Source organism: Chryseobacterium luquanense (genome assembly GCF_026460945.1).
GTDB lineage: Bacteria > Bacteroidota > Bacteroidia > Flavobacteriales > Weeksellaceae > Chryseobacterium > Chryseobacterium luquanense.
The window spans coordinates 18,116-31,882 of sequence record NZ_JAOVZV010000009.1 but is presented as its reverse complement, the minus strand read 5'-3'; the positions used below and the strand labels follow the sequence as shown (position 1 = coordinate 31,882).

At 33.5% G+C, this 13,767-nt stretch carries 9 protein-coding genes; all 9 read right to left on the bottom strand.

Going from position 1 to position 13,767, the window contains the following annotated elements:
* Nucleotides 1–34: 34 nt before the first annotated feature.
* The 9 genes from OEA66_RS10135 to sucC all read right to left on the bottom strand — a co-directional run bounded on the left by OEA66_RS10135 (nt 35) and on the right by sucC (nt 13,688).
* Nucleotides 35–1,477, bottom strand: a complete 1,443-nt coding sequence (locus OEA66_RS10135; protein WP_267281265.1) for a serine hydrolase — start codon at nt 1,475–1,477, stop codon at nt 35–37.
* A 20-nt stretch (nt 1,478–1,497) separates the two neighbouring features.
* Nucleotides 1,498–2,943: a serine hydrolase gene (locus OEA66_RS10130; RefSeq protein WP_267281264.1), complete on the bottom strand. Its 1,446-nt coding sequence runs from the start codon at nt 2,941–2,943 to the stop codon at nt 1,498–1,500.
* A gap of 101 nt (nt 2,944–3,044) precedes the next feature.
* Nucleotides 3,045–4,181: a helix-turn-helix domain-containing protein gene (locus tag OEA66_RS10125; RefSeq protein ID WP_267281263.1), complete on the bottom strand. Its 1,137-nt coding sequence runs from the start codon at nt 4,179–4,181 to the stop codon at nt 3,045–3,047.
* Nucleotides 4,182–4,285: 104 nt separating this feature from the next.
* The gene (gene htpG, locus OEA66_RS10120) at nt 4,286–6,178 is read right to left on the bottom strand and encodes a molecular chaperone HtpG (protein ID WP_267281262.1); all 1,893 of its coding nucleotides are present in this window, start codon (nt 6,176–6,178) and stop codon (nt 4,286–4,288) included.
* A 246-nt stretch (nt 6,179–6,424) separates the two neighbouring features.
* Nucleotides 6,425–7,432: a recombinase RecA gene (gene recA, locus OEA66_RS10115; RefSeq protein ID WP_047444724.1), complete on the bottom strand. Its 1,008-nt coding sequence runs from the start codon at nt 7,430–7,432 to the stop codon at nt 6,425–6,427.
* A gap of 301 nt (nt 7,433–7,733) precedes the next feature.
* Complete coding sequence (locus OEA66_RS10110) at nt 7,734–8,930, bottom strand: oxygenase MpaB family protein (protein WP_267281266.1); 1,197 nt, start codon at nt 8,928–8,930, stop codon at nt 7,734–7,736.
* Between the two features lie 70 nt (nt 8,931–9,000).
* Nucleotides 9,001–9,780: a response regulator transcription factor gene (locus OEA66_RS10105; RefSeq protein WP_267281261.1), complete on the bottom strand. Its 780-nt coding sequence runs from the start codon at nt 9,778–9,780 to the stop codon at nt 9,001–9,003.
* 345 nt (nt 9,781–10,125) lie between these two features.
* Complete coding sequence (locus OEA66_RS10100; RefSeq protein WP_267281260.1) at nt 10,126–12,318, bottom strand: reprolysin-like metallopeptidase; 2,193 nt, start codon at nt 12,316–12,318, stop codon at nt 10,126–10,128.
* 179 nt (nt 12,319–12,497) lie between these two features.
* Nucleotides 12,498–13,688: an ADP-forming succinate--CoA ligase subunit beta gene (sucC, locus tag OEA66_RS10095; RefSeq protein WP_267281259.1), complete on the bottom strand. Its 1,191-nt coding sequence runs from the start codon at nt 13,686–13,688 to the stop codon at nt 12,498–12,500.
* Nucleotides 13,689–13,767 lie beyond the last annotated feature (79 nt).

The window sequence follows — 13,767 nt, the reverse complement described above, 5'->3', positions numbered from 1 at the left end:
GGCCCCCCCGAAACTTTTAAAATTTAGAAAAATATTATTCATTCATTTCATTTTCAATTTTCAAAAGCATCTGTTTACCATTCTCATTCTTCGGATTTAGCTCAACCGATTTTTTATACATTTTTATCGCTTCATCTTTTTGATTATTGCGTAACAAAGCCTCTCCATAACTATCGAAGAGATTGGCATCTTTAGGGAATTCTTTTGTAGCCAGTTTAAATATTTCTATTGACTCATTGTTTTTTCCAAGTCTTAAGAGTTCATATCCTAATTTATTCAGTTCGTTTGAGTTTTTAAAACTGTATTCTTTTTCAGAATTTTTTTTGAGTAAATAGTACCTTTCAATAGCTTTATTTATGTTGTAAAGAGATTCCTGTCTTATCGCCAGATAAACAGATTTTTTAGGAATTTTGTACTCTTTTCCTAACATCAGATTGTGAATAGTATATCCCAAATCCCAAACTCTATTTAGATTATTGGACACTAGAATTATCGTAATATTATTTTTAAAATCGTTTAAAAAGATGGATTCAAATTTATATGATACGCCGTTGTGTCTTTGTAGTTCTTCTTTCTCAAAGTATCTGCCGAGTGAACCGCCTTCATCTTTTGCGTAGGGATTATTCAACAAAGTCTGAAAGGATTTTTTGGATATTAAACGATTAGAGTTCATAGCCTCAATCCATTTATAGAAATCATTGATGTCTACCCAAAGCCATCCACTAATGAAATTTATTTCTGGACATCTTACGTTGTCAAAATCATAACAGGACGTTCTATTTTTATAACCAAATTTTGGGTCAAAAACTGAATTTGTCATTTTCAAAGGTTTAACAATGTTTTTAATGACAAATTGCTGGAATGACATTCCTGTTACTTTTTCAATAATTCTTCTTTGCAAAAACACATTGCCGTTATCGTATTTGTAACTTGTTCCAGGTTCAAATAGTAAATTATCACTGCTTCTCAAAATCCTCCACGCATCTGCATCACTTACCGGATTTAGACCCGACTCTATTGGAGGAATACCACTTGCATAATTAATCAGATGACGTATTTTCACTTTCTCCGCCCATTTTGGTAAACCCAAATTAAATTTGGAAATCGGGTCATCAAGATTGAGAAGACTACGTTCCGCTAAAATCATTATTGAAACAGCATTAAACTCCTTTGCAATAGAGCCAATGTTAAATATTGATTGATTATTTAAAGCAGTTAGTCTCGTTTCATCGGTAAAACCAAATGATTTTTGATAGATTATTTCTTCATTTTTAGCGATAAGTACATTTCCATTGAACAAACCTCTTTCATAAGATTTTGCCATTAAGGAATCAATTTGACTGATTAATATTTTATTCGTTTTATTAGCTTTGATTTCTGATTTTTGTTGTTTAACGAATTGACTATTTTTCTCATTTTCTTGAAAAAATATATGGATTGAAAAAAGAAAAAGAAAGGTTACAATTGTATTATTCATTAGTGATTTTTTGGATTGATTTAATTTTTCGTGGACAAAAGTTGTTCAATTTTTGAAAGCATTTTTCGAGCATTTTCATTTTTCGGATTTAATTCCAAAGATTTTAAATAATGTTTCTTGGAGATGTCATATTTCCCCGCGATGAAATAACCTTCGCCCAAGCTATCAAAAGCATCTCCCGAGTTTGGATTTTCTTTCACATTGAGTTCGAAAACTTTTGTAGCGTCATTCAGCCTGTCATTTCCAATTAAAATATAACCAATGGAATTCAGTGTTTTTTCAAAATTCCATTCCGGATTCGTTTTTTTTAACGCTTGATAGTTTTGTTCCACATTTTGATTTTCAACTTTCAGAAATTCAGAAATGATTGATTCCTCTGAAAGCAAATAGTCGTCAATAAGATTCTTATCAATCAAACCTGCAATATGATTGATAATTTGATCCTGAATTGGAGCATATCTGTAGCCATTGGACAAAACGATGACAGACAAATTGTGATCCGGAAAACTTCTGTATGCACTTACATTTCCGCCGGAAAAGCCATAAGAATCGTGATTGTTAACTTTAGTAATATCCCAACCGTAAGCAAAACGGTCTTTTTTATTTTTAAATTCAAACAGTTCCCACATTGATTTTTTGGTTTCTGAATTTAGAAGAATATTATTGTTAAGATTTTTACTCCAATCCAAAAAAGTTGGTAAGGTAATGTTGACTCCATTTCCGGAATGTGCTCTTAATCCATCATTTTCAGATGTTTTCTCGTAGCGTTTTGTTTTTGTGTTGTAGAAATTTTTCACAACCCTATTCGGAATATTTTCTGACGAGTTTGATGAAAATAATATTTTATCTTTTGAATTTGGAAATTGATTCTTAAAAATATAATCTTCAAATGTTTCTCCCGTTATTTTTTCAATAATCATCGTCAACAGCCAATAATTTGTTTGGTTATAACTGAATTGATTTCCTGTTTCAAACTCCATTTTTTCCTTAGACAATCTTTCTATTTTCTCTTGATCAGTCGCCGTTACCGCAATATCTTTATATCGAATAATATTCGGAATTCCCGATGAATGCGACAGAAGATTTTTAATTTTCACTTCCTGCCATTCTTCCGGAAGATTTTCAAGATATTTTGAAATTTTATCATCTAATGATAACTGACCTTTTTCGATGAGCTGAAAAACACCGACAGTAGAAATCAATTTTGAGGTAGAATAGATTCTGAAAAGCGAGTTTTGATTAATTGGATTATTTCCTTCAACATTCTCTTTTCCGTAATAGGCTTCAAAGATTATTTTTCCATCTTTTACAACGCCAACTGCCAAACCGGGAATTTCATTTGCCTTAATGGTTTGTTGTAAATAATTATCGATTTTTTGTTTTAATTCAATCTTTAGACTTTCCTTTTTTTGACTAAAAATAACAATGGATAAAAGCATAAAAATTGCAGACAGAAAATTTTTCATAATCGATTTTGATTGTATTATTTGATGCAAAGATGCGTCAGAAAGCACAGATATGCGACCGATTAAAAAAAGTCGAACTCATTTTTCAATAAATTCAATACTTAAAATGAACTTTTCCGAAATTCTGTAGGCGTTTTCCCCGTGTGTTTTTTAAATGAAGTACTGAATGAAGATTTGGAATTGAAACCAACCTGATAAAGAATTTCCAGAATAGTCAGGTCTTTTTGTGAAGGATCTTTCAATATTTCCTTCGCTTTTTCGATTCGATATTCATTAATGAAATCAAAAAAATGTTTGTTCATATACAGATTAATCAATGCCGATAAATCTTTGACCGGTATTTTCACCTGCTCTGCCAAATCCTGAATCGTGAGAGACGAATCCAGATAAGGTTCATTTGAAATCATAAAATCTTTTAAAGATTCTATTTGTTTATTTTTTTCATCATCAATTGAAGGGGAATATTTTTGCTTCGGGACAACTTCTGTGATAGGTTTCAGATGGGAATTCACGCCTCTGAAAAATTCAGGATTGTTTAATGCAGTCAACAAATACCAGCAAGTACAAAATAAAAATGAAAACCCATCAAGGGTTACAATCCAGGCTCTGACCTCTCCAAAACCAATGGTAGAAGTAACCAGCCATCTTAGAAGCACCAAAAAATGTAAGAGATAATAGACAATTGTTATTTTGTAAAGCGCACTGATTACAGAAATATTCGGATTCGTATAATTTTCAAGATAAACTGTTCTGGACTTTTTAATAACCAGAAATGAAGCAATAAAATACACCTGAAACAATAACTCGAAAAGAAATTGAAAAAAATGGTTGATAGGCATCTGATTCATACCCTTTATAAATTCCAATTTCATTGCCGTATTCCCGAAATATATCCCCGACATTAGATACAAATTGTAAACAAGAAATGGAATAGCGTGCAGTAAATGTTTCGGTTTTAAACGGAAATTAGAATAGCAAACCGACATTGCATAGAGATAAAACGAAGCCGGCACCAAATAGACGATGCTCCAACGAAAAGCCTCGAGATTGAGGAGATTTTCAGGAATATTATGAATCAAAAATTTACTGGCATCTATCGCATTGGCGATAAGAAAAAATGCGAAAAGCCGGTTTCCTACTTTATGTTTCGTTTTCACGGTCAGCAAAAACACGGCAAGAAATAAAATGACGAAAATTCCGATGCAAGCAGTAATTTCTAAAAAGCTGAACTTATCCATGTTTTATTAAGCAAAGCCAAATTTACTATTTCTGTGACTAATTTTTTCATAAAAAAACCCGGAACGACTTAGTCGTTCCGGGTTTCAATATAAGTTAGTTGGATTTACTTCTCCAATTGCTTGTAACTTCTCTGGATGAAGTCTGTCAGCTCTTTTCCTTTAAGTAAATTCTGAGAAAGTTTAGCCAAATCCAAAGCGTATTTAATCTGAGAACTTTTCTCCTCAACATTTTCATTAGCCAGAATTTTAGTTGCAAATTCACTGTTAGAATTCACCACCAGATTATACATTTCAGGGAAACCACCCATTCCGAACATTCCGCCACCGCCGGTTGCCTGCATGTCTTTCATTCTACGCATGAATTCAGGCTGAGTAATTGTAAACGGAGCATCAGTGCTGTCTAAATCTTCTAACTGAACTGTAAATTTCTTGTCATTGATTGACTCTTCAACATTTTTCTTCAACGTTTCTTTTTCAGTTTCATTTAATTTAGAAATCGCTGGTTCGTCTTTTTTAATCAAATTATTGATGTGATCGGCATCAACTCTTGCAAAAGAAATTTTCTCTTTTGAAGTTTCTAATTTTTGAATTAAATGAGGAACAATCGGAGAATCTAGAAGAATAACTTCGTATCCTTTATCTTTTGCAGACTGAATATAAGAATGTTGTTCATCTGCATTTGTTGCATAAAGAATCACCAAATTTCCGTCTTTGTCGGTCTGGTTAAATTTGATTTTTTCTTCCAGTTCATTCCAAAGGAAATAGTGTCCGTCAGTTGTAGGGTACAATGCAAATTTGTCAGATTTTTCGAAGAATTTATCTTCAGAAATCATTCCGTATTCAATAACGATTTTAATATCGTTCCATTTTTTGTTGTAGTCTTCGCGGTTTTCATTAATTAATGAAGCCATTTTGTCGCCTACTTTTTTAGTGATATAAGAAGAGATTTTCTTCACCGCACCGTCAGCTTGTAGGTAAGAACGCGAAACATTCAACGGAATATCCGGAGAATCAATAACACCTCTCAACAACATTAAGAAGTCAGGAACAATCCCTTTAACTTCATCAGTTACAAAAACCTGATTTTGGTATAGCTGGATTTTATCTTTTTCGATATTTAAATTGTTCGCCAGTTTCGGAAAGAATAAAACTCCCGTTAAATTGAAAGGGTAATCAACATTTAAATGAATATTAAACAAAGGCTCTTCAAACTGCATCGGGTACAATTCGTGATAGAACGCTTTATAATCTTCGTCTTTCAGCTCGCTCGGCGCTTTAGTCCAGGCCGGAGTTGGGTTATTGATGATATTATCAACCTCAACCGTTTCTGCAACTGCATCTTCTGCAGCTCCTTCCGGTAAAGGAAGAGTTTCAGTTTTTGTTCCGAATTTAATAGGAACCGGCATAAATTTGTTGTACTTCGTCAACAATTCACGGATTCTGTTTTCTTCTAAAAATTCTGTAGAATCTTCGGCAATATGAAGAACGATTTCAGTTCCTCTGTCGGTTTTCGCAGTCGTTTCTTCTAAAGTAAATTCCGGACTTCCGTCGCAAATCCAATGAACTGCTGGCTCATCTTTGAAAGATTTAGAAATAATTTCCACTTTTTCTGCCACCATAAATGCAGAATAGAAACCTAAACCAAAATGTCCAATAATTCCCGAATCTTTAGCCGAATCTTTATATTTTTCTAAGAATTCCTCAGCTCCGGAAAATGCGACCTGGTTAATGTATTTTTCAACTTCTTCCGCAGTCATCCCTAAACCTTGGTCTATAATATGAAGTTTTTTGTTTTCTTTATCAATTCTAACTTCAATTTTCGGATTTCCGTATTCTACTTTCGCTTCTCCGATTGAGGTTAAGTGTTTCAATTTCAAAGTTGCATCGGTTGCGTTTGAAATTAATTCTCTTAAAAATATTTCGTGGTCGCTGTAAAGAAATTTTTTAATTAGTGGAAAGATATTCTCCACCGAAACATTGATATTTCCTTTTGTCATTGTATTTAATTTTTAAATTTGATTATCAATTCTCAAAAAAAATACCATTGAACGGAAAGTGACAGATTGGCATTTTTTTATCATCAGTTTCTCCGAATAAAACATATTTAATAGTTCAGTTCAATATATGTTACGAAATAAAGAATACTGCATAATTGTAGTTAAAGGCTATACAAGTTTCTTTAAACCTTCTTTATAAAAAAAAGACAGCCTTTCAGCTGTCTTTTGTATTTCAATCAAAACAAATTATTTCTTGTTGTTGATAATCTCTTCTTTTACTTTATTTTCAAGCTCTTCAGCCAGTTCAGGATTGTCTTTTAACAAATCTCTTACTCCGTCACGACCTTGTCCTAATTTAGTTTCTCCGTAGCTGAACCAAGAACCACTTTTTTTCACAATTCCCATATCTACTGCAGTATCCAAAATTTCACCTGTCTTAGAAACACCTTCACCATACATAATGTCAAATTCTGCCATTTTGAAAGGTGGAGCTACTTTGTTTTTCACAATTTTAACTTTCACCCTGCTTCCAACTGCTTCGTCACCATTTTTAATTGGCGCAGATGCTTTTCTGATATCTACTCTTACTGAAGCGTAGAATTTCAATGCATTACCTCCGGTTGTCGTTTCTGGATTTCCGAACATTACACCGATTTTTTCTCTCAACTGGTTGATGAAAATTACGGTACATTTTGTTCTTGAAATCGTTGCTGTTAATTTTCTCAAAGCCTGAGACATCAATCTTGCGTGAAGACCCATTTTAGAATCTCCCATTTCACCCTCAATCTCTGCTTTTGGAGTCAAAGCTGCAACAGAGTCAATGACCACGATGTCGATTGCTCCAGAACGGATTAGGTTATCTGCAATTTCTAAAGCTTGTTCTCCGTTATCTGGCTGAGAAATAATTAAATTTTCAAGATCGATTCCTAATTTACCTGCGTAACCTCTGTCGAAAGCGTGCTCTGCATCTATAAAAGCTGCAATTCCGCCTGCTTTTTGAGCTTCTGCGATTGCGTGAAGCGTTAAAGTTGTTTTACCTGAAGATTCCGGTCCGTAGATTTCGATAATTCTTCCTCTTGGATATCCGCCAACTCCCAAAGCGATGTCTAATCCTAATGATCCGGAAGGAATAACTTCGATGGTGGTGTCAATTGCACTATCTCCCAAAGTCATTACCGTACCTTTTCCGTAGGTTTTATCTAGCTTGTCAAGCACTAAAGCAAGTGCTTTTTTCTTATCATCTATGTTGCTCATTCGATTAAATATAATTTATCAAAAGTACAGAAATTTAATCTCAAAAACCAATATTTTAATCATAAGTACATTCTAAAAACTGTTAAAATTTACACGGAAGATTTGCTAAAGTACAAATGCTGATTCAAATTTTTGTTGAGGGGAAACTTTCTAATATTTGCTGAGTATTTTAGCCCAGATTGAACGATTTGTCTGAGCTCTTTTTATGGTTGCTGAGCTTGTCGAAGTAACCATAAAAAAGCGAGTCGTGAAAGCTGGAAACAGCTCCAAAAAAAACAAGTCATGTGTAATCAGCCTAAATTTAATGAAAATTTGAATTTTGAGTAATATTCAAATAGTCTTTTAAAACTTTCATTTGATCTTTGTTTCCTTTTTTTATTCTTGCTTCGCGACCTACTGTTGAATCGTAAATTTTATTGATGATTCTTTTGGTCATCGGGAAACCGCTTTTGAACGGAACATCGGGAATTTTTAATCTTTTGCAGACATTTTCGCCCAGCAAAAACCACGTACAGCAAATATGTAAATAACGTAGATTTTTTCTCTGAAATTCAAATTTCAAAATCGGATTTTCTAACGATTCGTTGAGTAAAGAATGTGCCAGTAAAACAGAATCTTTATCTGAAGGAGGCTGAATAGAAGTCCATAAATAGAAATATTCCGTCGCCTGTTTTTTGTTGTCCGGGAGAAGGTTTTCAGGAATACCCAATAAATATCCTACGTATTTCCAAAGATGAAATAAGCCTTTTTCTTCTTTTTCAGAAAAAGTATTTCCCAATTTGTATAAACTGTGAAGAAAAACCAAACTGAACCCCACATAAGTTGCCATCATATCCCAAGAATTGATGGGTTCGCCCCAGTTTTCTGTATCCCATTTTTTATAATGTTTTTTGATAGAAAGTCTTGCGTAGGAATGAATTAATCTTGTTTTAATGGCAAATTCATAGCCTTTTTTGTGAATTTCTAACGCATCATATCTTGTTACATTTACCCAAAAATCTAATGTTTCGGAAAGTCTTTTTACGGCTCCTTTTTTTAGAGCTTCGGTCGCAATCAGAGGTTTGTTGAGGTAAGCGTAGTCATAACCGCCAATTAAACAGTAATCTCTAAGTGAAATTAAAGAATCGAGATTGCTTCGCATACACAATTCTGCTCCGCTTTTAATTAAATCATAATCAAGCCAATTTGGAATTTCCTGAGTCTGAACAAACATTTTTTTTACACTTTGTGGAACCTCATCATTTTCTGAAACTCCATTTCGGATGTATTGCTCTATTTCTCTTGACGCCTCAGTGTATTTTTTAGTTAAATAAATGTCTTTTACAACCTCATCCCCTATTTCGTCTACATGATAATAGAAATGTGAAAATTTTTCAAAGTCTTTGAAGTTCAATTCCGCTCCGGAAAATTCAGTCAATTGTTTTCCGTTTCCTTTCGTCCAAAAATCTGTAAAGTGAGGTGAATCTTTAAATCGTGGCTGTAAATTGTGCTGTTCCATCACTGATAAAGGTACAAGTTTTAAGCCGAAAATTGTTTGTGAGATTTGTCAGTTTTAAATTTAAACCTTATTAAATCAATCCTAAATCAAAAGCTTTTTTCACCAATTCTTTACTATTTCTACAACCGGTTTTCTTTAAAATATTTCTTCTGTGTGTACGAACGGTATGCTCGGAAAGTACTAAAACTGTAGAAATTTCTTTTCCTGAATATCCTTTGGCAATCAATGATAAAACTTCGTTTTCACGTTTAGTGAGTTCATTTTCGTAATCCGGTAAAGAAAGCAAATTGTGTTCAATTTTAAACTGATGAAAATCTTTCCTCGAACCAATCCCGGTCAACAAAACAATGAAAGAATTTTCTGATGTAATATGTTGAATGTTAGTATGAATATTAACAGATTGTATTAAAAAGGAACTTTCATTTTCCAAAGTATGAATCGCCTGATGATGGAAAAGTTCGTAATTTCCCTTCCTTGTCCTCATTCTGAAACAATAACTTGGCTTTAAAAAAAGTTGATGCTCACTTCCGATTTCCACCATTTTTTCAACGATAGTTTGCTCTGCTTTAATCACAAAAGGAAGATCATCGGGATGAATCAAATCAATAATTTCTTTAAGATGAGATGGATATTTTTTCAGTCCATGCATTTTAAGAATATTTTCGTGATGATTTGTCAGAGTACTATCCGTCAAATTCAAAACGTAATAATAAAACTCTCCTACCGAAAACATTTCTCCAATAATTCTCTCTATTGGCGGTACTTTATATTCTAAAACATTAAAATTTCTTGCTCCGGGAAAAGTCTTCCAGATCTCAATAAGCGGATGGTTTTCTTCAGACTTTTTCATTGGCTCAGTTTTAGTTATTTAAAAATAGTTAAATTTTCATAAAAATACGCCTTAAGTGGTATTTTTTCATGTTAAATAATTTAGAATCTTTGTATAAACTAATAACCATGAAAATTTTCTTTTCCAAAAGGTTTAAATAGTTTATTTTAAATTAATTTTTTAATACAACAGTAAAAAATATACCGATTTTTGAAATTAATGAAAACAGGTTTCAAAATTCCTTGATGAGAAGTTTATTTTTAATTACACCATTTAAGCAATGTTTAAATGGTTTTTTGTTTTATTTAAATCAAAAAAAATACGGTCAGATAACTCCAACCGTATTCTATATTTTAAGATTATTATTTACTTTTTAATAATCAGTTTTTCATTATAAACTTCACCGTTACTCATTTGTAAGGAAAGAATATAATTTCCTGATAAAAATCCGTCTGTTCTTATTTGATTATCACCTTTCAATTCTCCTGAACTAATCAATTTTCCTGAAATATCATAAATGGTATATTTTGCCTGATCTGATTTATTTTTAAATTTAATATTAATAACATCTTTTACAGGATTAGGATAAATTGCAAAAGTTTTTACCGTACTTTCTGAAGTGGAAAGAAACGACTGAATCGAGAAATTTGAAGGATTCAACGCAAAATAAATATTCCCGACAGCTTTCACCATAATTCTTGCGGAAGCTACATTTTCATTAGGCAAATTTACTACAGCCGAACCGTTATTAGGAACACTTGCTGCCAAAACAGTATTGAAGTTCGCTCCATTGTCTTTCGATAAAAGAATGGTAACATTTTGAGTATTTACAGTTCCAGTATTCGTTCCTGCAACATCCCATGTTACTGTGATTGGGTTTTGTGCGCTGTAAGAAGTATTTGTTGGTTGAGAAGTCACCGCAAAAGGTCCGTCATTTGTAACCGTTACAACCATTGCGTCATTTGCAGCCTGATTTCCTGTTGCTTTATTATCGTTTACCAATAAAGCGAAATTCAAAGTTCTTGCAACACTCGGTGTAACTTCCCATTTCGGAACTAAATTATTAGCCAAAACCGAAGTCATATTCGGGAAATATCTCATCGGAGAAGTTGACGGAAGAAACGAACGGTAAACCGGACCTACCGTTGCAGTCGAAACCGGTGGTTGCGTGTTACTTGTATTATTATATTGCTCCCATAAATAAGTAATAGGATCATTATTCGGATCGGTTCCGGTTCCAGTCAAAACGAAAGCCGTTCCTTTTGGAATAATATAATCTGCTCCTGCATCTGCAGTCGGAACTCCGTTATTATTTGAAACTTTCACAGAACAGTCGGTAGATCTCTGCAAAACCGCATACATTTGCACCACACTTGCCGCATGGAAGTAAGGATCACTATTGTTTTGAACATTATTATTGGTTCCGCAAATCCCTGCATACGCCATAATTGTAGTTCCACTTCCTGGCTCATACGCTGTAGCTGTACTTGCATTACCTTGACATGAACCAGTATTTGCTCTAAATGTGTGTGCTCCACCAAATTGATGTCCCATTTCATGGGCTACATAATCAATATCGAAAGGATCACCGACTGGAGCTCCTGAACCTGTAACACCACCTGCTTTATTTGTAGTACAAACAGAACCCAAATACGCTACTCCACCTCCACCAGTACTGAAAACGTGACCAATGTCGTAATTAGCTGATCCTATAATACTATTTACATTTGAAATATTTTCGCCCAACATTGTAGAACCGTTATTGTTTGTGTAAGGATCTGTATTACCGTTTGTATATATCAAAAGACTGGTATTTGCGACCATGACCATTGTAGCAGAAATTGTTTTTTCATACACACCATTTACTCTTGTCATCGTAGTTGCCATTGCACTCATTGCTCCGGCTGTCCCTCCATGAAATGTAGTGTATTCACCAGTTGCAGCCAATGCTAATCTATAGGTTCTGAATTGTCCGTCAGAAACTAAAGGAGCTTTTTTCTGTACTGAAATATTTGCATTTTCATCTAACATATCTTCAACATGACATTCAAAAAGTCGGTCATTTTTTGGAAGATCTTTTCTTTTATATAAAATAAATGAAGAATTATCCTGAGTATAACTATCCAAATAACTTACATCCCATCCATCAAAATACATCACGCTTATTCCTGTTTGCGGAGTTAAGCTGAAACGAATGGTATTCGAAGTATTTCCTTTTTCCCAACCGGTGTAAGATCTTATTTCGGGAAATTTAGCCTGTAATTCGGGAGCCATAACAGATGCTTCCTGAACAACATAATCTCTTACTCCACCATTAGAATCCGGGAATTTTATAACTAAACTTTCATTCTTCGAGAAACGTTGTGGTGCATTTTTCAGGTCAGATTTTATTTTATCTAAATCTAATTGATAGAGAGAGAAATTTTTAGGTGTTACCCATCTCGGTTTCAATTCCCCTCTTTCAGCTTTATTTTCTTTTTGCTTTAACCAATAATTCTCTTGGGCAAAACCTTGCCCTGCAATCAACAGACAAGAGATAATGAGTGTTTTTGCTTTCATTAATTTAACTTTTAATTATTAATATTTAGTGATTGTGTATTTAAAAAAATATTTTTCATCTTTTTTTTAAATAATTTAGCCTAAAATTAACAATTAAAATACCACAAAAATAATTTTTTAACAAAAAAAATCCGTCTTCTTACGAAAACGGATTTTATATTTTAAAGTTAACTTAAATATTAAGCTAAAACTTCTTTTACTTTGTTTGCAGCTTCTTCTAAAGTAATTGCAGAGTGAATTGGCAATCCAGCTTCGTCAATTAATTTTTTAGCTTCTACAGCATTTGTTCCTTGTAATCTTACGATCAATGGAACAGGAAGGCTTCCCATTGCGTGGTAAGCATCTACAACACCTTGAGCAACTCTGTCACATCTTACGATACCTCCGAAGATATTAATTAAAATTGCTTTTACGTTTGGATCTCTCAAGATAATTCCGAAAGCAGTCTGTACTCTCGCTGCATCTGCAGTTCCACCAACGTCTAAGAAGTTTGCAGGGTTACCACCAGATAATTTGATGATATCCATAGTTGCCATTGCAAGACCAGCTCCGTTTACCATACAAGCAACGTTACCGTCTAATTTTACGAAGTTAAGACCAGCTTCACCTGCTTCAACATCGATAGGATCTTCTTCTCTTGTATCTCTTAAAGCTTCAAGATCTTTGTGACGGAACAATGAGTTACCATCCAAAGTTACTTTAGCGTCTACAGCGATAATTTTGTTATCAGAAGTTTTCAAAACCGGGTTGATTTCGAAAAGAGATGCATCAATTCCTACATAAGCATTATATAAAGAAGAAATGAATTTTGTGAATTCTTTGAAAGCATTCCCTTCAAGACCTAAATTGAAAGCAATTTTTCTAGCCTGGAAACCTTGAAGACCTAAAGTTGGATCAATTAATTCGTTGTGAATCAAATGAGGAGTTACTTCTGCAACGTGCTCAATATCCATACCACCTTCAGTAGAATATACAATCGTATTTTTACCTTCAGCTCTGTCTAAAAGAATAGAAACATAAAATTCTTTAGTTTCAGATTCTCCAGGATAATAAACATCTTCTGCAACCAATACAGAATTTACCAATTTACCTTCAGCAGAAGTTTGTGGAGTGATCAACTGCATTCCGATGATATTTCCAGCGTTTTCTTTAAGTTTATCCATGTTTGGAGAGAACTTTACACCACCACCTTTACCACGACCACCTGCGTGAATCTGTGCTTTTACAACCCAAGCCTGAGCTCCGGTTTCAGCAGTCAATTTTTCTGCAGCTGCTACAGCTTCATCTACGTTGTTTGCAACGAAACCACGTTGGATAGCTACTCCATACTTTGATAAAATCTCTTTTGATTGATACTCGTGAAGATTCATATTATTTTTATTATTTTATTTTAATATTTAAAGGTTGACAAATTTAATAAAAAGACACGGAAATTCAAGTTTATTAGAT

Excerpts from the sequence above, each read along its gene's own strand:
- OEA66_RS10135 (WP_267281265.1), bottom strand. The coding sequence starts at position 1,477 with ATGAATAATACAATTGTAACCTTTCTTTTTCTTTTTTCAATCCATATA.
- OEA66_RS10130 (WP_267281264.1), bottom strand. The coding sequence starts at position 2,943 with ATGAAAAATTTTCTGTCTGCAATTTTTATGCTTTTATCCATTGTTATT.
- OEA66_RS10125 (WP_267281263.1), bottom strand. The coding sequence starts at position 4,181 with ATGGATAAGTTCAGCTTTTTAGAAATTACTGCTTGCATCGGAATTTTC.
- htpG (WP_267281262.1), bottom strand. The coding sequence starts at position 6,178 with ATGACAAAAGGAAATATCAATGTTTCGGTGGAGAATATCTTTCCACTA.
- recA (WP_047444724.1), bottom strand. The coding sequence starts at position 7,432 with ATGAGCAACATAGATGATAAGAAAAAAGCACTTGCTTTAGTGCTTGAC.
- OEA66_RS10110 (WP_267281266.1), bottom strand. The coding sequence starts at position 8,930 with ATGGAACAGCACAATTTACAGCCACGATTTAAAGATTCACCTCACTTT.
- OEA66_RS10105 (WP_267281261.1), bottom strand. The coding sequence starts at position 9,780 with ATGAAAAAGTCTGAAGAAAACCATCCGCTTATTGAGATCTGGAAGACT.
- OEA66_RS10100 (WP_267281260.1), bottom strand. The coding sequence starts at position 12,318 with ATGAAAGCAAAAACACTCATTATCTCTTGTCTGTTGATTGCAGGGCAA.
- sucC (WP_267281259.1), bottom strand. The coding sequence starts at position 13,688 with ATGAATCTTCACGAGTATCAATCAAAAGAGATTTTATCAAAGTATGGA.